This is a genomic window from Hyphomonas sp. L-53-1-40 (assembly GCF_000682775.1).
Taxonomy (GTDB): Bacteria; Pseudomonadota; Alphaproteobacteria; order Caulobacterales; family Hyphomonadaceae; genus Hyphomonas.
Genome location: NZ_AWFI01000001.1, coordinates 430,643 through 452,787, shown reverse-complemented (window position 1 = coordinate 452,787; position 22,145 = coordinate 430,643). Strand labels below are relative to the sequence as shown.

20 protein-coding genes are annotated in these 22,145 nt (G+C 59.8%); 9 read left to right on the top strand and 11 right to left on the bottom strand.

Annotation, left to right across the window (positions count from 1 at the left end):
* The first annotated feature begins 2 nt into the window (after window positions 1-2).
* Together L53_RS02190 and L53_RS02185 are read left to right on the top strand one after the other, a co-directional pair.
* Window positions 3-905 carry a hypothetical protein gene (locus L53_RS02190; protein ID WP_034811116.1) on the top strand — a complete coding sequence of 301 codons (903 nt, stop codon included), beginning with the start codon at window positions 3-5 and terminating at the stop codon, window positions 903-905.
* Window positions 906-991: 86 nt separating this feature from the next.
* Entirely contained in the window at window positions 992-3,793 is a 2,802-nt protein-coding gene (locus L53_RS02185; protein ID WP_034811114.1) for a phosphoenolpyruvate carboxylase, read from the top strand.
* A gap of 7 nt (window positions 3,794-3,800) precedes the next feature.
* Here L53_RS02185 and L53_RS02180 read toward each other — a convergent pair whose 3' ends face one another.
* The 3 genes from L53_RS02180 to L53_RS02170 form a co-directional block, all read right to left on the bottom strand.
* Window positions 3,801-4,793 (bottom strand): aspartyl protease family protein, encoded by a 993-nt coding sequence (locus L53_RS02180; protein WP_034811112.1) that lies wholly within the window; start codon window positions 4,791-4,793, stop codon window positions 3,801-3,803.
* Window positions 4,794-4,866: 73 nt separating this feature from the next.
* Complete coding sequence (locus tag L53_RS02175) at window positions 4,867-5,670, bottom strand: hypothetical protein (protein ID WP_233347491.1); 804 nt, start codon at window positions 5,668-5,670, stop codon at window positions 4,867-4,869.
* Window positions 5,667-6,803 carry a hypothetical protein gene (locus L53_RS02170; protein ID WP_034811107.1) on the bottom strand — a complete coding sequence of 379 codons (1,137 nt, stop codon included), beginning with the start codon at window positions 6,801-6,803 and terminating at the stop codon, window positions 5,667-5,669. Before L53_RS02170 ends, L53_RS02175 begins: the two co-directional genes overlap by 4 nt.
* A 167-nt stretch (window positions 6,804-6,970) precedes the next feature.
* Here L53_RS02170 and L53_RS02165 point away from each other — a divergent pair, with 167 nt between their 5' ends.
* The gene (locus L53_RS02165; protein WP_034811105.1) at window positions 6,971-8,215 is read left to right on the top strand and encodes an acetyl-CoA C-acetyltransferase; all 1,245 of its coding nucleotides are present in this window, start codon (window positions 6,971-6,973) and stop codon (window positions 8,213-8,215) included.
* Window positions 8,216-8,375: 160 nt separating this feature from the next.
* The gene (locus L53_RS02160; protein WP_034811103.1) at window positions 8,376-8,768 is read left to right on the top strand and encodes an STAS/SEC14 domain-containing protein; all 393 of its coding nucleotides are present in this window, start codon (window positions 8,376-8,378) and stop codon (window positions 8,766-8,768) included.
* A gap of 2 nt (window positions 8,769-8,770) precedes the next feature.
* On the opposite strand, the gene arsC is transcribed toward L53_RS02160, so the two are convergent.
* Entirely contained in the window at window positions 8,771-9,178 is a 408-nt protein-coding gene (gene arsC / locus L53_RS02155) for an arsenate reductase (glutaredoxin) (RefSeq protein ID WP_034811101.1), read from the bottom strand.
* A gap of 152 nt (window positions 9,179-9,330) precedes the next feature.
* Here arsC and L53_RS02150 point away from each other — a divergent pair, with 152 nt between their 5' ends.
* Entirely contained in the window at window positions 9,331-10,383 is a 1,053-nt protein-coding gene (locus L53_RS02150; RefSeq protein ID WP_051607468.1) for a YHYH protein, read from the top strand.
* A 32-nt stretch (window positions 10,384-10,415) separates the two neighbouring features.
* Here L53_RS02150 and L53_RS02145 read toward each other — a convergent pair whose 3' ends face one another.
* The 3 genes from L53_RS02145 to L53_RS02135 all read right to left on the bottom strand — a co-directional run bounded on the left by L53_RS02145 (window position 10,416) and on the right by L53_RS02135 (window position 13,749).
* Window positions 10,416-11,573 carry a winged helix-turn-helix domain-containing protein gene (locus tag L53_RS02145; RefSeq protein WP_051607563.1) on the bottom strand — a complete coding sequence of 386 codons (1,158 nt, stop codon included), beginning with the start codon at window positions 11,571-11,573 and terminating at the stop codon, window positions 10,416-10,418.
* A 21-nt stretch (window positions 11,574-11,594) separates the two neighbouring features.
* Window positions 11,595-12,674 carry a PLP-dependent cysteine synthase family protein gene (locus L53_RS02140; RefSeq protein WP_034811097.1) on the bottom strand — a complete coding sequence of 360 codons (1,080 nt, stop codon included), beginning with the start codon at window positions 12,672-12,674 and terminating at the stop codon, window positions 11,595-11,597.
* Window positions 12,675-12,753: 79 nt separating this feature from the next.
* The gene (locus tag L53_RS02135) at window positions 12,754-13,749 is read right to left on the bottom strand and encodes a DNA topoisomerase IB (protein ID WP_051607467.1); all 996 of its coding nucleotides are present in this window, start codon (window positions 13,747-13,749) and stop codon (window positions 12,754-12,756) included.
* 118 nt (window positions 13,750-13,867) lie between these two features.
* On the opposite strand from L53_RS02135, the gene L53_RS16140 reads away from it, so the two are divergent.
* Window positions 13,868-14,317 (top strand): S9 family peptidase, encoded by a 450-nt coding sequence (locus L53_RS16140; protein WP_156947786.1) that lies wholly within the window; start codon window positions 13,868-13,870, stop codon window positions 14,315-14,317.
* Window positions 14,286-14,726: a hypothetical protein gene (locus L53_RS16135; RefSeq protein ID WP_051607465.1), complete on the top strand. Its 441-nt coding sequence runs from the start codon at window positions 14,286-14,288 to the stop codon at window positions 14,724-14,726. Before L53_RS16140 ends, L53_RS16135 begins: the two co-directional genes overlap by 32 nt.
* Here the strand turns inward: L53_RS16135 and dnaJ are convergent.
* Window positions 14,723-15,883 (bottom strand): molecular chaperone DnaJ, encoded by a 1,161-nt coding sequence (gene dnaJ / locus L53_RS02125; RefSeq protein ID WP_034811095.1) that lies wholly within the window; start codon window positions 15,881-15,883, stop codon window positions 14,723-14,725. The genes L53_RS16135 and dnaJ overlap by 4 nt on opposite strands.
* Before the next feature lie 107 nt (window positions 15,884-15,990).
* Window positions 15,991-17,319, bottom strand: coding sequence for a penicillin-binding protein activator (locus L53_RS02120; protein WP_084332980.1), 1,329 nt, complete (start codon window positions 17,317-17,319; stop codon window positions 15,991-15,993).
* A gap of 101 nt (window positions 17,320-17,420) precedes the next feature.
* Here L53_RS02120 and rsmI point away from each other — a divergent pair, with 101 nt between their 5' ends.
* Complete coding sequence (gene rsmI, locus L53_RS02115) at window positions 17,421-18,233, top strand: 16S rRNA (cytidine(1402)-2'-O)-methyltransferase (RefSeq protein ID WP_233347489.1); 813 nt, start codon at window positions 17,421-17,423, stop codon at window positions 18,231-18,233.
* Window positions 18,226-18,612: a YraN family protein gene (locus tag L53_RS02110; protein WP_034811091.1), complete on the top strand. Its 387-nt coding sequence runs from the start codon at window positions 18,226-18,228 to the stop codon at window positions 18,610-18,612. The genes rsmI and L53_RS02110 overlap by 8 nt, the downstream gene beginning before the upstream one ends.
* Here the strand turns inward: L53_RS02110 and L53_RS02105 are convergent.
* Complete coding sequence (locus L53_RS02105) at window positions 18,609-19,844, bottom strand: MFS transporter (protein WP_034811089.1); 1,236 nt, start codon at window positions 19,842-19,844, stop codon at window positions 18,609-18,611. The two genes, L53_RS02110 and L53_RS02105, sit on opposite strands and share 4 nt — an antisense overlap.
* Before the next feature lie 155 nt (window positions 19,845-19,999).
* Window positions 20,000-22,093 carry an amidohydrolase family protein gene (locus L53_RS02100; protein ID WP_084332978.1) on the bottom strand — a complete coding sequence of 698 codons (2,094 nt, stop codon included), beginning with the start codon at window positions 22,091-22,093 and terminating at the stop codon, window positions 20,000-20,002.
* Window positions 22,094-22,145 lie beyond the last annotated feature (52 nt).

Sequence of the window (22,145 nt, the reverse complement as noted above, 5' to 3'; positions counted from 1 at the left end):
CCATGCTGAGACTGCTGTCCATTATCCTTCTGCTCTGCGGCCTCGTGGCTGCGGGCTATGCCGGGTCTGTCCTGATGGACACCTATGCGCCACGCGACGAGATGGTCGAAGCCGCCACACCTCAGGAGATGGCGACCGAGGAAGCTTTTGAAGAGGCGTATGCAGAGACGGCCATGCCGCCCGCCCTGGAAGAGGAAATGGCTGAGTTGGAGCCCCTGCAGAGCGAAGAGATGATGATGGAGGCGCCGGACAGCGCGCCCGCAGCCGGCCCGGCCCGCAGCCTCGGCTCTAGCCTGCCGGGCGATGTGTTCCCGGAATCTGCCGGCTCCTCGCCGGGCTTTGACGCGCCCCCCATGACCAGCCGGTCGGCGAATGTGATGCCTCAAGCCAATGAATCCTTTGTCGAGACGCTTAAAAGCGTGCCGGTAGCGCACGAAACACCCAGTTCTGCCGAATACAAGCGCGCTTTTGATGTGACTCTGGCCATCGACTCCACTGGCGATGACACCGCGGTCGACGCACTGCCCGGCCGCGGCAATGTGATTGAAGGCGAAGCGCTGGTGTCCGATCGTGTTGAAGCGCGTCTCAGTGGCGCGAATTTCGAGATCGTGTCCATGTCGCCGGAAGTTCAGGCATTGTCCCCGCTGACCGAGAATGTCTGGCGCTGGTCGGTGCTGCCATTGACGGCCGGCAGCCATGATCTCGTCTTTGAGATCTATGCGATTGATGAGGACGCGGTCGTGCCGCTGCGCACTTTCCGGGACACGGTGACCGTACAGGTCTCGGGGATCAATCGCGCCATCGCCTTTGCTGACCAGGCTAATCCCCTGTTTGTGTTGCTTGGCGGGCTTGGCTCGGCGATTGCGGGACTGATCGGCGTCGTCCGCTTTTTCGGGCGCAGATAGGCCTCCGGCGAGGCGATCCGCAGATTTATTTCAAGTCGCGGTCAGCAGGGCTTTGACTTTACGTCAATTTCCGTCTTTTTGGCGGCATGACAACGACAACATCCCCTACGACCCTCGAGACCGCCCAATCCTTCCTGCGTGCACAGGCCGCCCGGATTGAGATCGATCCGCTGACCAATTCGGTCTTCGCGCTGGCGCAGACCTTGTTACGCGACCTTGAAACCGGAAAGGCCAAGCTGGCCGATCTGTCGAAGCTGGCCGATGAGGTGCATCTGGACCTGATTGAGGAGCGCGCTGACCGCTTTCGCAACCAACATGCTGGCGGCAAGGCGAAGAATGCCTGGGCGAGCCTCACCGAAGAATTGGAAACACTGGCCGCTCAAGGATTTGACGCCTTCAAGGCACGCGTCGAACAGGCAACCGGCGGCATCGTGTTTACCGGTCACCCGACCTTTGCCCTGTCGAAGGATCTGCGCACGGCGCTGGCCGACCATGTGGTGAGCGCGACAAAGACCAGCCGCAACATGCTGATGCGCCAGATCCGTGCCGACTCCCGTGCGTGGAACCAGCAGATCAGCCTTCAGGGCGAACATGATGAGGTGCAGGGCGCGATTGCTCACGCGGCCAATGCACAACTGGCCTACGCAACCGTGCTGATTTCGGTTGCCCGCAAGGCCTTCCCGAATGAGTGGCGGTCGCTGAAAATCTTCGTACCGACGCTCGCCTGTTGGGTCGGATATGACCTTGATGGCCGCGCCGATATCCACTGGTCCCAATCGCTTACCTTCCGCCTGACGGAAAAGGCGGTCCAGCTTGATCGCTATGCAGCGCAGCTGGAATCCATCAGCGGCAGCCAGAAGATCGGCCCCATCGCCAAGCTGACCCAGCGCCTCAAGACCGCGTCGGAAGATACCGCACGCCATGCGGCCCTGTTTGCAGCGGATCTGACCGATCCGGACAATCTGGTGCCGGCGGCAAATGCGCTGACCGAGCATTCCAAGCGAAACGTGCTGGACGCGTCTGAAATCCTCGACGTGCTGGACAGCGTCATTCCCGAAGCCGAAGACAGCCTTGCTGCAGACCTGATGGCGGTCAGGGCGCAGGTCGAAGCGCTGCAATTGGGCACGGCGCGCATTCACTTGCGGGTGAACGCAGCGCAGGTGCGCACGGTGATCAACCGCGATCTGGGCCTGCAGACTGAAGACCGGGAACTTGGTCGTCTTGCCCTGGCTGAACTGGCGCAAAAGGCCCGCAAGTCCAAACCGGTTCAGGTGAACTTTGCCGACCTGTTCCTGGAACAATCCACGGCGCGACGTCAGTTCATGATGTGCGCACAGATCCTGAAACATATCGATTCCGGCTCGGTCATCCGCTTCCTGATCGCCGAGAGTGAGAATCCGGCCACCGTGATGGGCGCGCTGTACCTTGCGCGGCAATATGGTGTCGATGACAAGCTCGATATCTCTCCGCTATTCGAAACGCCGGAAGCGCTGGAGACCGGCGGCCGCTTCATCGAGCGCTTGCTGGAAGAGCCGGAATTCCTCGCCTATGTGCAACAGCGCGGCTATCTTTCGATCCAGTTGGGTTTCTCCGATGCCGGACGGTTCATCGGACAAGTCGCCGCCGACATGGCCATCGAGCGCATCCACAACCTGATCGCCCGGGCGCTGGCCGCCAAGGGCGTAAATGTCGACCTCCTGATTTTCAACACGCATGGCGAAAGCATGGGCCGCGGCGCATGGCCGGGTACGTTCGAGCAGCGCTTTGATCATCTGCTGACACCATGGACCCGTGGCGGTGCCCGCGCACGGGGCCTGCAGCTCCGTCATGAGGTCAGTTTTCAGGGCGGTGATGGCTTCCTTCACTTCGCCAACCCGGCGCTGGCCGAAACGACGATGGCCGCCTGGTGCAGCCACACACTGTCTGACCCGGCCGACCGCACCAAGGATCCATTCTATACGCGCACGGACCTTGTCTGGGACTTCTACCGGTCGCTGCGAGCCTGGCAGGAACGCCTGTTCGACAATGCAGACTATGGTCGATTGCTGGGCGCCTTTTCCAGCGGCTTGACGGTAAAGGCGGGCTCGCGACCGAAACGCCGCGCCGCTGGACCAGTCGGCCCGCGCTCCCTGCGCGCGATCTCTCACAATGCGACGCTGCAACAGCTCAGCATGCCAGTGAATGTGGCCGCTGGCATCGGCTCCTCCCTGCAGCGCGAAATGGAGCGGCTGGTTGACCTGATTGATGACAGCCCACGCATGAAGGGCCTGATCCTGCTGGCGACCCGCGCGCGGCTTTTGACCAGCCTGCCCGCGCTACGCGCCTATGCCCGCGTTTATGATCCGGGCGTCTGGGTGGCACACTCGAAACTGGCCGACCCTGACAAGGCGAATGCCTATCGCGGGGTTTATTACGCGCTGCGCAACAATGAGACGTCCGTTTCGATGAACCAGATCGCGAACTATTTGTCCGTGGACCTTGGAAAGTTTGACCGTCTTCTGGCCCAACTCAAGACCTCTCCTTCACTGGAAGAACGCCATGAGGGCAGATTGGACCTGCACGTCCTGCATGCCGTGCGTCAGGCGCTGATCATGAAAGTGCCCCGCCTGTCGGAACGTCACGATGCGAGCAGCCGCGACCTGGTCGAGATGGTTGCGGAATTGCGGATCAAGGAAGCGGTGGAATTGCTGCGTGAGATCTTCCCGCACTCCCGCGATCAGGATACGCCGCTGAAAGCCCTGACCGAGGCCGGAAATGATACCAAGAGCCAAGCTGGCTACGGGTATGATCGCATTCACAAGGATATCATTGCGCCGCTGGATGACATCGACCGGATTCTGCACGGGATCAGCCTGTCGGTGACGCATGCCTATGGTGCGTTCGGCTAGGGGTACATTACCGCCTGCGATAGGACTGCACTTCCATGCAGACCAGGCATTTCTTGGCTGTGCTATGACGAATTCGCAAATAGAGCAGATTATGCTCGCGATCTATCTGTACACGGAATTGTGACAGAAAGTCCATACCAAGGATCATGACCGGTTCGTCAGCCATGCCCAGATGTTCGAACAGGGCGGGGTCTGATACGATCATGTTGAACCCCGTCATGTCGACGTCATCCAGTTCAAAACGGGAAACGTGGGCAACGTGCATATTGTAGTCGTCGCCGGTTATCCCAAGCAGGCGCTTGGTTTCATCCTCATTGACTTTGGTGCCTGCATGGCTCGCAAATTTCGAATTCATGTAAGTAATGGTCGAACCTGTATCTATGAGGGCGAGCCCCCGCCGGCCATTGATCGTAACCTGCACGAAATAGAGCCCGTTGCGAACAACGAGGGGCCGTTTGCAGAGGACTTCTCGCATTCGCCCGGCCGGGCGCCGATCATAGGCGGTCACATGTCCCTGGTCGAAATCGAAATCCACGACATTGCCCGTCAGCGCACTGATGGGCAGTACATTGCGCACGCCGCTGACGGCGATCTTGCTATCAAGGGCGGCAGGCACCTGGCTCAGGGCAATCGAGCCTGTCCTTAGACTTGGCAAATCGATCAAGGGGAACGTTTCCTTGCCGCCAAGGCCAAGTATCTCGACAAATTGCTCCTGTCCCTCGATCACCCCGACATTGGCCGAGCGCGCTGTGGCCCCGCCAATCATCGGCAAAGTGGCGGCCGTATCGATAAGCGCCGTAGCGGTTGACCCGTTTTCAAATGAGATTTCGGCCATCAACCGGTCTTGGGAATCCATCTCGAACGGGATGATTTGCTGCTCATTGGTATTCGACCAGGCTGGCGGGCCAAGAAACAACAAGAGGCCGAGCAACAGGCTGAGCAAAACAGCGTGCTGAACGAGACGAGGCTCGTCGGTCCGGGTTGTTGGCAATCCTCCCATGGATGCATCCTTTTCCCACATTATGCCACAAGCGGGCGTGCGGACAAAATGCAGGGAAGAATGGCCGTGGGCGCTACAGGTCTCGCCAGTCGGCTTGCAGGCCCAGTTCCGAAAATACCTCGCTCCAGTATTCCTTCAGAGCGCCGCGTTGCATGTCGGTATAGCGTCCGCGCGGAATCAAGCGAATCTCCAGCTCCACGCCGGATAGGGACCGCCCATAACGTCGCTCGACCGCCTCAGCCACATCACGCGCGCGCGGCATGTTGGCAGGAAGCACGCCTCCGCCGCCATAGGCGGAGAACAAATCGGAATTCTGGAGCATATCAGATACGATCACGATCCGGCGGGCGGGCGCGTCGGGTGAGAAGTTCTCCGTCTGGCCGAGCCGTGCCATTGCTTCGAGGATCGGGCTGGAGGGCGCTTCCTTTGGCACGACAAGATCTTCGATCACGGCATCCATCGGCGTTTCGAAAAGGGTCGCATAGCGCTCTTCGATCATCCGGGGATTGCGAAAGAGTGGGTTCACCTGCCCGCCCCGGCCCGGATTGCACAGCGAGAATTCGCCGCGCGGATCGAACTGGCCTTCAGCGTCGAGCTCGAACATGGAAAGGCGCTCGCCCACTTCGAGGCGGTCACGCGAGCGGCGGATCAGGTCGGCAATGAGATCGGCCTGGCTCTCATCATACTCATCCGTCTTGTCTAGGATAATGGCGGTGTGGGGCGGCAACTCGTCGCTCAGCAGACAGAGCGTTTGCTCGTCATAGGGGACGGGCTTGAGGAACTGGAACGCCGCCACGCCGCCGGCGATCAGCAGGGCGATTATCGCGAAATTGATATAGGCCATCCGGCGCTGGCGTTGTCTGCGCCTGCGGCTCATGCGTCATTCTCCGCGCGCGGCATGATTTTTGGTTTCTTGCCGGAAATATGCTCGACAACCTCTTCCGGCACGTCGAATTCATCACGCATGATGTCAGGGTCTGTCTCAAGCAGGCGGCGGAAGGGCGACACCCGCGCATCCATCGCTCTACGGAGCCCCACCTTCTGTTTCGGGCTCAGCTTGCCAAAATCCTTCTCGGCATCCTCAAGCGCGTCTTCATAGCTGTCATAGTAGTCGTCCAGCGCATCCTGAAGGTCTCTGCGAGAGCGCTCGATGCCACGGGCAGCGTCGCTGAAGCCGGGGAAAGATGCATCCGCCTTGCGCCCCTCGAAGGCGGCGATGGCCGATATGGCAAGGCCGAGGGCAAACAGGACCATCGCATCCAGAGAATGCAGAGCGAACGGGCGGCACATGGCATTCGTGGCGGCGCTGCCTATGGACTCGCCCATGGGCGATTGCAGGATGGATTGGCAAATATCTGAATCTATGAAGAAGCGCGGGAGCGTAGATGTGTGCTGATTGAAGGCTTTGAAAGCACCTGGAGTATCCCCAAGCGTGGCCTTGAGATCGAGCAGGTTGCGATAGTGCGCAGCTGATAAATTCACCAGCAGCACAATAACGATCCCTATCATCACGGCGAGAACGCCGAAGGCCTTGATGACGTTCCGGTTGTCGAAACCGAGCAAGGACTTGTTTGGATCCAGTCCGATCGAGGCATGGCGCAGGCCCCAGAAACCGATAATGAAATAGCTGGTGGCGACATTGGCGAGCGAGACCGCCGCAGCCTGGAAGATGCCGCCGGAGATGCCGAACTCGCTCTGCTGCGCAAAGAAGTACGCATTGGCCGCGCTTTCAAACAGGATGAGCAATGCGATGACCGACAAGTTCAAAATACGGACCTGCGGATGATCGGAGACATAGTGGATGCCCCGTCCTGTCGATTTGCCGAATTTCATTTTGGTCTCGGGCGTTGTGCCGTTGCGACCACCGCCCAGCTGGCGGAACCGATAGAAGCTGATTGCTGCGCGCGCGGCATAATCGGCCTGCAATACCACTTCGTCGTATTCGGGTGACGGGCGGTTCGCGAAATAGGCGATGTCATCCTGAGACAGGTCGTTCGCGTCGTCGGCCATGCAGATCTCCCCGTTTGTTCCCGATTACCCGATAGTTAATGAAATACAAACTGGACCGTTCCGAACAGCCCCAAAAACAGTTGACCTGCATAACCCGACGTCACGGCTGGATTTACGCTTACGTGCGCGTAAACTTGGGAAAATCATAAACCCAAGGGAGAGATCAGATGGCTGAGGCCTATATCATCGACGCCGTGCGCACACCGCGAGGCATTGGCAAGGTTGGAAAAGGGTCGCTCGCGCACCTGCACCCCCAGCATCTGGGCGCAACCGTGCTGAGCGCGATCCGAGACCGCAATAATCTTGATACGGCCACCGTAGATGATGTCATCTGGGGCACATCCAGCCAGCGCGGCGCACAAGGCGCCGATATGGGCCGTATGTCTGCCCTCGATGCCGGCTTCGACGTGAAAGCCTCCGGCGTTACGCTGGACCGCTTCTGCGGCTCTGGCATTACGACCGTTTCCCTTGCTGCCGCGCAGATCATGTCCGGTATGGAAGACTGCGTTGTCGCGGGCGGCTGTGAGATGATGAGCTACACCGCATCGACGGCTGATCCAAAAAATCCACCAATGATGGACGCCGGTAACCTTCACTTGCGCGAGATGCACCCACAATCCCAGCAAGGCGTCTGCGCCGATGCGATCGCCACGCTGGAAGGCATCGACCGCGAAGCCGTTGACCAGCTGGCCGTGACCTCCCAGCAGCGCGCCAAGCGCGCCATGGATGAAGGGCGTTTCGACAAGTCCCTGATCCCTGTTTACAATCGCGACGGCACACTGGCGCTCGACAAGGACGAGTTTCCGCGTCCCAGCACAACCATGGAAAGCCTGTCCGGCCTGAAAACCGTCTTCAACATGTTCATGGAAATTCCGGTCGACGATCAGGGAAACACCTATGGCGCGATGGTCACCAAGAAATATCCACAACTCGAAGGCAAGATGAACCATGTCCATCATGCCGGTAACTCTTCCGGTGTTGTGGACGGCGCAGCCGCCATCCTCGTCACCTCGAAAGAGTATGCCGACAAGAACGGCCTGAAGCCACGTGCCCGCATCGTGGCCACGGCAAATATGGGCGACGATCCAACCCTGATGCTGAACGCGCCGGTTCCGGCGGCCAAGAAAGTGCTGGAAAAAGCTGGCCTGACCACAGACGACATCGACGTTTATGAAATCAACGAAGCCTTCTCGGTGGTGGCCGAAAAGTTCATCCGCGATCTCAAGCTCGACCGGGAAAAAGTGAACATCAATGGCGGCGCTATGGCGCTTGGCCACCCGATTGGTGCCACTGGCTCCATCCTGATCGGCACCGCACTCGACGAACTCGAACGTTCTGGCGGTCGCTATGGCCTGGTCACCATGTGCGCTGCTGGCGGCATGGCTCCGGCAATCATCATTGAACGGATTTAAACTTCCTCCCAGAAGCTTACTCCAATCTGTTCAATCCTCTCCCGGTCCAGGCTTGCCTGGGCCGGGCTTTTTTTTCGCGCTTCCGCCGATATGCAATTGGGCGGGAACGCCTCCCTCCTCAAAGCGTTGCTTATGAAGAAGCAACCCCATCAGGAGACTCATGCCTTATACAATCCAAGCTGAAACCAATCACCTCACCACCATCGACGCGCAGGGCGAACTGAACCCCGACACCATGCCGGAAGCTGTTGATGAAATCATGGAGCAGACTGACGCGGAGGATCCCGGCAGCCTGCTGGTGCGATTGCAGCATATGGATCTGGGCACGCTCCACAATGTCGCCAGCGACTGGTCACGCAAGGCTGAGTTCTTTGCCCTACAGAAACGCTTTGGCAAGGTCGCTGTTCTCACCGACCAGGCATGGGTACGCCAGTCGGCGAAGATGCAGGCGGTGGCCCTGCCCGACACCGAGTTGAAAGTCTATGAGCTTGCCGATGAAGCCGACGCACGTGTCTGGCTGGAACAGGCAAAGGCCGAAACCGAAATGGCCTAGGTTCAAACCGGACCAGACTGGATCGTCTCGCCGTCTTCCTTTGTGAAGCTGGCAGGCGGGTTATCCAACAGATCGAACACTTTCTCAGAGGGACGGCACAGAGCCGTCCCTTTTTTGGTAACAACAATGGGTCGGTTCACGAGAATGGGATGTTTCAGCATGGCTTCGAAAAGTATGGAATCATCCACCGCCGGATCTGTCAGACCAAGCTCCTCAGCCGGGCTCTTGGATGTTCGCAAAGCCTCGCGCGGTGTCAGACCCGCTGCGGCCAGCAAACCCGCCAGCAGTTCTCGCGTCCAACCGCGCTGAAGGTATTGAACGACATCCGGCTCAACGCCACTTTGGCGGATAATTTCAAGCACATTGCGAGACGTGCCGCAGTCTGCATTGTGATAGATCGTAATGCTCATGATAAACTCGCTATTCGGGCGGTTGGTCGCTGCTCTTTTAGACTATGCTGACAAAGTGTGACAACATTTCAACGAGAATAGACACGATCACAGGCCCTTCACCCTTCGTTCGGTGTGGCTCTGAATATCTTACCATTCCGGGAGCCTTCACCGTGCGCATTTATTTCACCCTGAAAGTCGCGGGCGCTTATTCGGCAGCCTGCTTGTTGGCTGGTTGCGCCGAACCCACGAAAGCGACAGGTCAACAGGATCAGCCCGATGTCGCTCACGCCGTCGCCCCCACCGAACTGCCCCCAATTGCCGCCTTGTTCGACCCGGCGGCACTTTCAAAAGGCCCAAGTGTCGTCGATTGTACATTATCAGAAGGCACTGAGACCCAATGCCTTTCACTGACCCTGAATCCTGAACCATCAGAATTCGATATTGGCCCCTGGTGCCCGCGCAATATTTCCGACGGTCCGGACATGGCTGGCATCTGGCTGGACGGCGGTAAAGTCTATGACGCCGATGGCAGCTTCATCCAGAATTTGCCGGAATTCTACAAGGACGATGTCTGGCAGATGTTCGACCCGGAGACCGGAAAGATAAATGTCACCGACAACAAAATTGCTTGCGAGGCCGCGGCAAGGTCCGATGTCGACTTGGCCTATGAAAATCATTGCGTCGAATGCCAGATTTCATACCTCGATGAAGGCTTGACCCAGACATTTGTGATCCCCTTGGAGAGCACTGCGGCCTCACGTATCGCCCCTCGCGTGGATCACGGTGGCGTCGGGGTCGCCTTCAGCGGCGCAAAAATGGATGCGTCCGCGCCTACAGACGCGATCCTGTCCGCGCACACACTGGCGCCATTTGACGATTGCGGCGGACATGTAAACCCATTCGCGGGTTACCATTTGCACGCGGCGACAGACTGCCTCAAAGGCGTGGAAAGCCCCGATGGGCACGCCCCCATGATCGGACTGGCGATGGATGGCTACGCAATCCATGAGCGTTTGAATACGGATGGTACCGAGCCCACGGATCTGGATACCTGTCGTGGACATGATATTTCGGGGCTGGGCTATCACTATCACGTCGACACGCCCGGCAGTAACGCCATCATTGGCTGTCACACTGGCCAGACCGGATGCGTACTGGATTCCCCTTCGGCCAGCTGCGACGCCAGCCAGCGACGTGGTCCGCCACCACCCCACCCGGAATAAACCGCAGCGTATGTCTGGTGTCCCGTTGTGACTCAGATGGCCCATCTAACATCCGCAATCCCGGCGAGGCGGGCAAATCGGGTAAGCTCGGCGTTCAGTTTATCGTGGCGAGCCGGGGTCCATTTGACGTTCGGCTCGGGCCAAAAGCCGGTCACGCTCATCCACCCCTTCGCCCGATCTGCCTTGATTTCGATACGCCCCGTGAAACGGTACCCTTCGAGAAGCGGGTAGACATAGTACCCCCAGCGCCGCTTGGCGGCGGGAACAAACATTTCATTGCGATAATCAAACCCAAAGAGCCGTTCGAGGCGGTTTCGATCTCGCACCGCCGGATCAAATGGATTGAGGATGCGCAAGCGACTCGTCGGCGCCGCAGCGGTCGCCAGCCGGGCTTCGATCTCCGGGACTGCATAGGCGAGAAACGTTCGCCGATTTGCGCACTCGATCTCGACCGGAACCAGATGCTTGGCGCTCATCACCCATGACTTTGCCTCTGCCGAACTCATCGCTTCCCAGAAGCGCTGGATTTCGCCGGTTGTGCCAAAGCTGAGCCGATCGATCGCGTTCTGGCAGAGCCAGTCTATCTGCTCGTGATCCGGCGGCCCATCGCGAAGATGGGCAGGAAAAACACGATCTGGAAGATTGTAGTATTTGACGAAATTCTGTCGGTAACAGGTGGCGAGGTCTCCCGCATACCACATCTGGTCGAGTGCTCTCTTGTGCGGTGGCCGGGCCCACATTTCGCGACTGGTGGCCTTGGTGTCGAAGGCGTGCGTCGACAAAGCGCCTTCAGCTTCGATCCGGGCGCGGATCTGGGCAATCTGTTCTTGCGCAAGGCCGGATTGGAACCATTCATGCCGGGCCACTTTGGCACCGAGGCGACGGAATTGCCGCTGCCAGTATGGCAAATACGCCATGGGAATGAGCGAGGCATCATGGGTGAAATGTTCAAAGATCTGACGATCTCTGCCCAAAAGCGGCCAAAGCATCTCTTCTCGATAGTTCTGGTTTCGGCTCCACAGGATGTGGTGGTGGGCACGGGTCACATTGCGAATTGTATCAATCTGCACGAAGCCAAGGGCGTGGAGCATGCCCATCACATCGAGCTGTCCGGTAGGCGTTTCGGCTAGCCCATTGGTCCATAACCAAAGGCGGCGAGCGTCTCGGTTGGAAATGCGAAGCGGCGTCATGTTGCCCATCCGATGGAGCAATCAATCTCGCGTGAATTCTTGCAGGCTGGCGAGGTGTGGCGTGAGGTCCAACCCCTGAGAGGCGATCCAGGCATCATCATAATAGGTATCAAGATAGCGCTCGCCACCATCGCAAATGAGGGTCGCGACGCTGCCCGCCTGTCCGGCGGCGCGCATTTCGCGCATCAGAGTTAGTGCTGCCCAGACATTGGTGCCGGTCGAACCGCCACAACGTCGGCCAAGAATATCCTGCAGCCAGTGGATCGTGGCGATGGACGCCGCATCCGGCACGCGCATCATTCGGTCTATCACATCTGGCTGGAATGAAGCTTCAACGCGCGGGCGCCCAATACCTTCAATACGAGACTTCGTCCCGATACGGATATCCGGGTCGCCCGTCTCATAATGATCATAAAAGACCGAGTTTTCCGGGTCCGCGACGCAGAGCGACGTCTTCGCGGCGATGTCACAGCGATAGCGGATAAACCGGCCGATCGTGGCCGATGTGCCGCCCGTACCAGCGCTCATCACCACCCAGTCCGGCAGGGCATGGGCCTCCATCGACAATTGCGAGAACAGGCTTTCGGCAATGTTGTTGTTGCCACGCCAGTCAGTAACCCGCTCGGCATAAGTGAACTGGTCCATATAGTGGCCGCCAAGTTCAGTCGTGATGCGCTGCGCCTCGGCATAGATGTCCGCAGGCGGCACGGCGCGGGTCTCGCCGCCATAGAAGGCGATCTGGTCGATCTTGCTGCGCGAGACGCCTTCTTGAACCACCGCGATGAAACGCAGGCCCAGCAAGCGCGCAAAATAGGCCTCCGAGACGGCGGTGGAGCCGGACGAGCTTTCCACGATAACCGTGTCTGGCCCGATCCAACCATTGCAGAGGGCGAACAGGTAGAGCGAGCGCGCAAGTCTGTGTTTCAGACTGCCGGTCGGATGCGTGGACTCATCCTTCAAATAGAGAGTCTGCTCCGGAAAACCGGGCAGATCCACCTTGATCAAATGAGTGTCAGCCGAGCGATTGAAATCCGCATTGATGCGCTGCACCGCCTCGCGTACCCAGCGCCGCCTGTCCCAATCAAGATGTGAAATATCCAAATCTGCCCCCTGCTCCAGCCGCCTTCGCCGTCACCATAGAGGCTTGGCCCATCAGGGCAATTGCAGCGCGCAGCCTTTGTCAGGCCAAGGGCTGCACGGCCTCCAGCACGGCGAGCAACAGGTCTTCCCCGGCAAGAGACTCTGCCTCGTCGCAAACCTGATCCGGGCGGCATTTATCGCGGGCCAGATCAAGCAGAACGGGATGGATATAGGACGATTTGGCAATTGCAGGTGTGTTGCCGAGTACGTTGGCCGCGGCCTGCGTGATCGCCTTGATGGTGATGTCCTCTGCCTTGGTCAGGGCATCGATCGCGGCAACGCTGCCCTTCCATGTCCTGAAATCCTTGGCGGTAAAGGACAGGCCCAGTGTTTCCTGGATGTACGCGTTTACATCTTGCGCAGCGGGCCGGACCTTGCGCGAGCGGAAGAGGAACGCGCCGCGCTCGGCCATCAGACCATCCAGGGTCTTCGCCAACAATTTATCTTTCACAATGACGCGACGAGGCGTGCCGCCCTTGCCCTTGTAGGCGCACATGATCTTGTGGCCGTCGATCTGGACATGCGACTTGCGCAGGCTGACCGCGCCATAGGTCTTGCGGCCCGACCGGCCGATGCGCAGTGCGCCCCGGTCCAGCAGGCGGACAATGGCAGCGAGGCGCAACTCACGCGGGCAATCCGAATAGGTGAGATCATGACGCACGCGGCGGCGCAGTTCCGGCAAGGCATGCCCAAAGGCGATCAGGTCATCGAACTTGGCCGAGTTGCGCGCGGCCGACCATGTGGGGTGATAGCGATACTGCAGTCGCCCCGCTTCGTCGCGTCCGGTGGCCTGGATGTGACCGCGTGGATGGGGACAGATCCATATCTCGTCCCAGGCCGGCGGCAGGACCAGCGCGCGGCATCGTTCGGCCCGCGCACCCTTCAGGGTCTGGCCCTTGTCGTCCTTGTAGGTAAAGCCTGTGCCGCACCGCCGCCGCGTCCAGCCGGGCTTGGATGGGTCTGACCGGACAAGGCCAATGGCCTCTGCCGTCACGCCTTCGCGGCAGAGCGTCTCCGGGTCTGAACTGAAGGGCATGGCGTGTCTCTCGGGTGATGAATGCCCCGATCAACGATCCATCTGTCGCGACGGTTCCCGCGCGAGCATGTTTGGGCTGAGGCAGATTTCAGGTAGGGTGGTTGGAGGGGAGAACACTATGAGAAGTTTGTTTCTGATCGCCGCAGTGCTCGCGCTCATGTCAGGTTGCACCAGTCTGAAAGAGGCAACTGAAACTTCGCCGACATACGATACCGAGTTTCCGCCAGCACTGAACGAGTTGAACTTTCGGAGCCATGGGCAACGGCTCAACGGGCTGATCTATGTCGCTGAAGGACCCGGCCCCCATCCCACCGTTCTGTTGCTGCATGGATTTCCCGGCAACGAAAAAAATCTCGACTTGGCGCAGGATCTGCGCGCGGACGGGTTCAACGTCTTGTTCTTTCACTATCGCGGCGCATGGGGCAGTGAGGGAACATTCTCATTCACGCATGTGATCGAAGACGTGGCCGCCGCGACGGACTTCCTGCGAGCCAATGCGGAGACCTACCGGACCGATTCTGAAAGGCTGATCCTGATTGGCAGCCCTCGCCGCGGGCGCGAAGGATGAAACCATTGCCTGCACCGCCGGGCTGGCTCCTGCGAATTTTGGCGTCGTGGCGAATGTTCTCGCGGCAGATCCGGATAGGAAAGCGGGCTTTATCGCCTATGGCGATTCCTTGCAGATGCTGGCAGGCACAAATGGCACGACCATGGTCAGCGAACTGATCGATAATCGCGAGGCTTTTGATGCTCTGACCTATGCGCCAAATTATGCCGGACGGTCGGTCCTGATTGTTGGAGCAGACAAGGATGAAGCCGTGCCGTTGGACGCCATCATCAAGCCGCTAATCGCAGCCTACGAAGCAGAGCCGGGTGTCGATGCAACCAGTGCAATCCTGTCGGGCGATCATTCGTTCTCGTGGTCACGAGATGCGCTGATCGACACGGTGCTGAACTGGGCGGAAGGCTGCCGCTAATTCGGGCGGTGGTGCTCGTCGGCGTCGCCGCTCCAGAAGCGTTTGATGCGGCCGAGGAAGCCTTCGCTTTCCGGGTGGCAATCGGCGCCGGTGCAGTCGCAGAATTCGCGCAGCAGTTCTTTCTGGCGGGCGGTCATGTTGCGCGGGGTTTCCACGAACATTTCCACGAACAGGTCGCCGGTATGGCCTGACTGGCGCACCGAGGGCATGCCCTTGCCACGCAGACGCAGTTTGCGGCCGGTCTGGGCGCCTTCCGGCACCACGACGCGGGCACGGCCGCCATCAATGGTCGGGATTTCGATTTCGCCGCCAAGTGCAGCCGTCGCCATCGGCACGGGCGCGCGGCAATAGAGGTTTGGTCCGTCGCGTTCGAAGATGTCATGCTCGACGACATCGACGAAGATGTAGAGGTCGCCGCTCGGCCCGCCCTGATCGCCAGGCTCACCTTCGCCGGACAGGCGGATGCGCATACCGCTTTCGACGCCTGCCGGGATTTTCACCTGGAGCTTGCGCTCCTCGCGAACCTGCCCTGCGCCGCCACATTCCTTACAGGGCTTCTTGATGATCTTTCCCTTGCCGGAACACCGCACACAGGTGCGCTCCATCGTGAAGAAGCCTTGCTGGGCGCGCACGCGGCCATGGCCGTCACACGTCTCGCAGGTTTCCGGCTTGGTGCCGGGCGCTGCGCCGGAGCCGTCACAGCCTGTACATGGCACGGCCTGGGGCACGTGAATGGTTTCTTCCTTGCCGGCCCACGCTTCAGCCAGAGTGATTTCCAGATCATAGCGCAAATCTGCACCGCGCTGTGGCCCGCCACGGCGACGTCCACCACCAAAGCCACCTGCGCCGAAAACCTGGCTGAACAGGTCGGAGAAAATATCGTCCGGATTGCCGCCCTGGCCAAACGGGTTGCCCCCGCCCCCACCGCCATTTTCAAAGGCGGCATGGCCAAACCGGTCATAGGCACCACGCTTCTGAGCATCGCTCAGAACCGCATAGGCTTCGCCCACTTCCTTGAATTTCTCTTCGGCTTCAGGATTCCCGGCATTCTGGTCCGGATGATACTTCATCGCCAGCTTGCGGTAGGCGGACTTGAGTTGCTTCTCGTCCGCATCCTTGGATACGCCCAAAATCTCGTAATAGTCGCGCTTGCTCATGGAATGGCTATCGTCTTCCAGAATTGTCTCAGATCAGCCGCACATGTGGGGGACGTGACCGGCCGGTGCAAGGGAATGTCACAGGTCGCGCCACGTAATGATCAGGCTCAGCTTGGGCCGGTCTGGCCTGTGGGAAAGGACTGAACGCCCCCTTCGACGAGTTCAGGGCCACCGGGCTGGATCTGCATGACCGCCAAGCCGCGCTCGGACGTGCCGTCAATGCGGAAGCGGAACAGGCCATTTACTCCGAAAAAGCCGTCCGGATCGGTCACGCCGCCATAGGTCAGACTGTCATCTGCGGCGAGGCGAACGGTCAATGCGGCTGCATCATAGGCCAGTGCAGCCAGATCGGTTGGCGCGCGGCCATAGATCCGACGATAGGTTTCGGTGAAGGCGCTCTTGTTGCCGGGGTCTGTGGCAGCATAATAGCCGCCGCGCAGGGTCGGTTCGCGCCAGATGCTGGAATCATCCCAATAAGAGGTGCCGATCAGCTTCACTTGGCGCATATCGACGCCGTTGTAAGGCAGCAACGGCGCTACCGAGAGCAATTTGACGCCTCGTTCAGGGATCATCACGGCCACGCGACCGGGACGGCCGGCCAGTTCGGATTTGAGGACGCTGGCGATCTGGCGCGCTTCGGCACCTGCGCCGCTATCCTCGCCATAGAAGGCTGAGGCGGCCATGACGGCGCCAAGCCGGGAGGCTTCAAACCGCATTGCGGCCTCAACCTGACGCCCGTAATCCGAGCGTGGGCCCAGAAAAACAAACGTGTCTACGCCGCGCGCGGCCACATATTCCATGACCCGGCGGACTTCCTCGTCCGGTGAGATGGAAGCGAGATAGGCTCCGCCACCTGCCGCAGACCGGTCGTTGGAGAAGGCAATGACGGGAATATCTTCCTCGCGCGCCATTTCCCGCACGGTTTTCACGTTTGCGCCAAAGAGCGGGCCAAGGATCACATCCACTTTGTCTTCAAAGGCTTCGTCCGTGCGCGCCTCGGCCACGGAGGTCTTGCCGGCGGTATCCTTCGGGATAATCAGGAAATCCTTGTCGGCATATTCAAACAAGGCAAGTTCAATCCCTGCCAGCATGCTTTCGGCCTCGGCGCGGACATTGGCGTTCGGATGAGAAAAGGGCAGCAGCACGGCTGCCCGCTTGATCTCACGTCCCTGCATGAAGGGTGGGGTCAGGCCACGGTCGCCTCGGCCGCGCGTTGCGTCGCCCAAATCTTCCATGTCGCCGATTTCGATTTCTTCGCCCGGTATGTCGCCCAAGTCGCGCGGCACGCCCGTAACAGGCTCCTCGCGGGGCTGTCCGGTGCCGATGGGCACTGGCTGGCGAGCAGGCGCTGTGGCACAGGCGGTGGCCAGAAGCAGCGATGCCAACAGAAGACTTGGCGCGGGAAGCTTCCTGAGCAATGGTTGAAGCAATGTCATCTCCTGATCCTTCTGACTCCGGGGCGATTCCCGCCGGTGGCGACTCTAGGCGCGGTCTCCCCAAGGGGCAACCGGCTGTATCTCTGGATCCGGGCCTGTATGTGGTCTCCACCCCGATCGGCAATCTGCGCGACATCACCCTGCGCGCGCTGGACGTGCTGGCCGCTGCCGATGAAGTGCTGGCAGAGGACACACGCGTCGCTGGAAAGCTGATGTCTGCCTATGGCCTTAAGGCTCGCCTCAGCCCCTATCATGACCATAATGGGGCGGAACGGAGACCGGGCTTGATACGGGCACTACAAGGCGGCGCGAAGATCGCACTGATTTCCGACGCTGGCACGCCGCTTGTTTCCGATCCGGGCTGGAAACTGGCGCATGAAGCCCTGGAGGCTGGCGTAAAGGTCATCCCCATTCCGGGCGCCTCGGCCATGCTGGCGGGATTGGTCGCCAGCGGCCTGCCAAGTGACAAATTCCTTTTCGCAGGCTTCCTGCCGCCAAAATCCGGCGCGCGGAAATCTGCCGCCGAAGCGCTAAAGGCGGTGCCGGGCACGTTGATCTTCTATGAGAGCGGGCCGCGCCTCGCCGATGCGCTGGCAGACCTTGCCTCTGTGCTGGGGGACCGTGACGCGGCGGTGGCGCGGGAATTGACCAAGATGTTCGAGGAAACCCGCCGAGGCACGCTTGCTGATTTGGCCACGCATTATGCCGAGTCCGGCCCGCCACGTGGCGAAATTGTATTGCTGGTCGGCCCGCCGGGCGAACATGAAGTCACGCCCCAACGCCTCGATGCGGCCCTGCGCGACGCACTGGATGGCCAGCCGACCAAGGCCGCAGCCAATGCCGTAGCCGAAGCGCTGGGTCTGCCGAAGCGCGACGTTTACCAGCGGGCGCTGCAACTGAAAGCCGATGGCTGAAGGGCGCGCCCCCAGCGCCAAGCGCACGGCTGCCGAAAAACGTGGCCGCGCGGGCGAGACACTTGCCGCCTTGTACCTCCGCCTCAAGGGCTATCGCATCCTCGCGCAACGCGTGCGCACGCCGGTTGGCGAGATTGATCTGATTGCGGAGAAATCCGGCATAGTTGCTTTTGTCGAAGTGAAGGCACGTCGGCGAGCAAACGCAGCGCTCGGCGCCGTGACACTTCATGCCTGGAATCGAATTTCCCGCGCGGCCGACCATTGGATGGCCAAGCATCCCAGCTATTCAGACCATGGCTGGCGATACGACATCATTGCCATCGCGCCGAGTCGCCTGCCCGTTCATCTGCGCGATGCGTGGCGGCCGGGGCTGGCCTAGGCTTTGGGCTGGGGCTTCGCACGCTTGCGATAGACGCGCGTTAGCGGGCTTTTCGCCATCGGAATGAAGCGAGTTTTCTTGCCGACGATGCTTGGGCGGTTGATGCCTATGCGCAGAAGACTGAACACGGCCAAAACGAGATATACACCCGAGATATACCAGAACAGTGCGGCCGGATGAAATGCGCTCATCACGAGAGCGCCAACCAGGGCGCCAATCACCGATCCAACCCCATAGAGCAGGAGCAGGCCGCCACTCGTGGCGACGGCCTTGCCGAGCGCGGAATGGTCATTGGCATGCGCAGCGCAAATGCCGAAGACGGGTATGATGAAAGCGCCAAACAGGAAGCTGAAGCCAAGCAAGGCGTTTTGGGACAGGCCAGCAAAGCTTGCCAACAATGCCGAAGCCCCAGCGCCGAGCAGCGAGCTGCCCACGATCACGAAACGCCGGTCTACCTTGTCAGAGAGCGAGCCCATGGGGAACTGGAACAAGCCTGCTCCGATGATCGCGGCACTCATGAAGGCCGCGATCATGGCCGAGCCATACCCGATTTCCTGAACATAGACCGGTGCCATGCCCCAGAAAGCGGCATTGGCGAGTCCGGCGGCAGCTGCACCGACGGCGCCGACGGGCGAGACGCGATAAAGCTGAACAATGTCGAGCTTCGCCGTCTCCAGCGGTGCAGGCGAATCCGAGCGCGTCAGCGCCACCGGGACGAGTGCGATGGAGATCAGGATGGAAACCAGAACGAACAGCTGGAAGCCCGACGGCGGCGCAATCGCGAGCAGGCCGTTGCCGATGGTCACGGCGCCAAGATCGACAATGCGATAGACTGACAGCACCTTGCCGCGGTTCTCGTTCGTCGCGCGCTCATTGATCCAGCTTTCCAGCACCATGGTCAGCCCCGCAAAGCTGAAGCCTGTAATGAAGCGCAACACGGCCCATGGCGTGGCATCGACGAACAGGATATGCGCCAGCGCACTGGACGATGCGATCGAGGCGAGTGCCACAAAGGCCCGGATATGCCCTACGCCCTTGATCATGCCAGGCACAAAGCGGCAACCGAGGATGAAGCCGGCATAATAGGCTGAGGCCAGAAGACCGATAACTGCGGTCGGGAAGCCTTCCAGGTCGCCGCGCACAGACAGGAGCGTGCTCTGCAAGCCGTTGCCGGCATAGAGGATGGCAGCAGCAAACAGCAGGGCAGCGATGGCGGAGATAGACTTGAACATTCCAGCCTCCAGGGCGTGCTGGGATTTCAGGGAGGGCGAGCCGTCTTCAGGCTAACCCGATGCGGAAAAGTGTGTTCCGATCGCGCCTGTAGAAACCTCCACTGCTACTGTCAACCAAGCCTGAGCCGCGCATCTGCGCAAGGGGAATCCCCCGCCTACTCGGTCAAAGTCGGCGCCGCTGCGAAGGGCTCGATTCCAAATGAAGGATATATTTCGCTCGGGAAATAGACCGTGCCATCCTTCACAACCATGGAGATGGTCTTGATCGCTTTCAGGTCCGCTGTCGGGTCACCTGGAACAAGAAAGAAATCGGCCAGTTTGCCGGGCGCGATAGACCCAAGCTCGTCCGACTGCCCCACATATTCGGCCATACCATGGCTGGCCCAGGCGAGGATTTCAGGCGCTGTCATGCCGACCTGCTGATAAAGCTCAAGCTCGCGGTGATAGACGAAGGATCCGCCCATATCCGTTCCCGGAACGAGCAGTATGCCCGCCTCATGCATTGCGGTGACCGTTGCAATGATCTTGTCGAAAGCCTGCCAGTAGGCCGCGTCATCCTCGGGAGAGGAAATATCGGCCCATGCTGTCTTGGCCGAGCGCTGCTCGCCAACCGGCATGTGATCGATATAGTCGACCACACCCGCCCGGAGCTGGCCATTGCGAGACCTGAGCAGAGCTTCATGGATGGCGAGGGTCGGATCAATCGCGGTTTCATGCTCCGCCATGGCATTGATCGTTGCCTGTACCTTTGGATCACTGATCTCCAAGGATGGGAGACGCTTCAACGCGGTCAGGCGCAGCAAGGTGCGTGTGTCTTCTCCCTCATCCAGCACCCAGCCCAGCATGACCTGATTGATATGGGTCATCTCGTCATAACCCGCAGCAATCATCTGGTCGGCATTGGAGAAGGCCGGCACATGCCCGGCCACTTTCAAGCCGAGGCGTCGTGCTTCTGCAACCATGGCCGGCACCCATTCGCCTTTCATGGAATTGTAGATCTTGATCTGATGGAATTCTCCACCGCCATACTTGCGAACGGCTTCGAGCGCCTCCTCCTCACTCGATACGAGAGTCCCATTGTTGGAGCTGAACGGGCTCTTTCCTTCGATGAACCCGCTGCGGATGATACGCGGACCGGCGAGACGCCCGGACTGTATGTTTTCATTCAACTCACTGAGCACGTCGTTGTTGTTGCCCATGTCCCGGACGGACGTCACCCCCGCAGCGATGTTGAGCAGCGCGCTATTCTGACCGAGATGCCCGTGCATTTCATAAAGGCCCGCCACCAGCGTGCCGCCATCTCCATCAATCAGCACTTCGCCTTCATGGTGCGTATCCGGGGCGTCGATCGACCGGATCCGATTGCCTTCGAACATGACCGAGACCGGATACGTCAGGGCCCGTGTCTCCGGATCGAACACGCGGACATCCGAAATGCGGACGGGCGCGTCGTAATTGTGCGCCGTTTCAGCCTGGATATTCTCAAACCGCTTGGCGGAATACTCGACCGACCGGGCGCGCAGCATTTCATCATGCGCTTCCAGACTGTCCCGCAAGATGGCAAAGCGCGGCGAAATAACGCCCACAAACGCATCACTCGAATCCATCAGAATGTAAGTCGGGTTCAACTCGATCCCGGACAGCGCATAGGCGCTGATCGCCACATCTCCTTCCGGCCCGGCGACGGTCAGGTCCTCCATCTTTTCAAGCCGAAGTGTACCGCCAGGCAAAACACCAACGGATTGATCGGCATCCGCCATCAGGATCCGGGCATAAAGCCAAAGGGCGTAAGGGCTGGCATTCTGGGCCACGTAGAGCGTCGCCGAATCGAGCGTGCGGGAATCGCTGCCGGTCGCATCTGTCCACCTCGCCTCAAGGCCATCCTGTGTGAAGGACTCCTCTACCTTGTTCCCAAACGTCGTTGCGCCAGCAATATCCCACCCCATCGGCAGGCCGGATGAGTCCAGCGTCACCGTCTCAAGAATGGTCGGGCCGCGACCATTGTTGCGATACTCATAGTCCACCTTGGTCACCCCGTCGGAATGGTCGACATTCAGGTGGCCAATCTCAGTTCCTGAAACGAACACTTTGAACGCTTCTGTCCCGGTCAAGGCTGGTAACGGCGCGGCGGTGGACACAACTTCTGGCGTGGCCGCGACGACGGGCGCCGTCTCAGCCACCGGCTTTGCACAGCCGACCGCCAACAGGCCGAGAATTGATGATGCCAATAGTGTTGTCCTGATACCCATGTCGCGCTCCCTTTTGTCCAGTCCTAGCCGGGGAACACCGGGCCCTACAAGG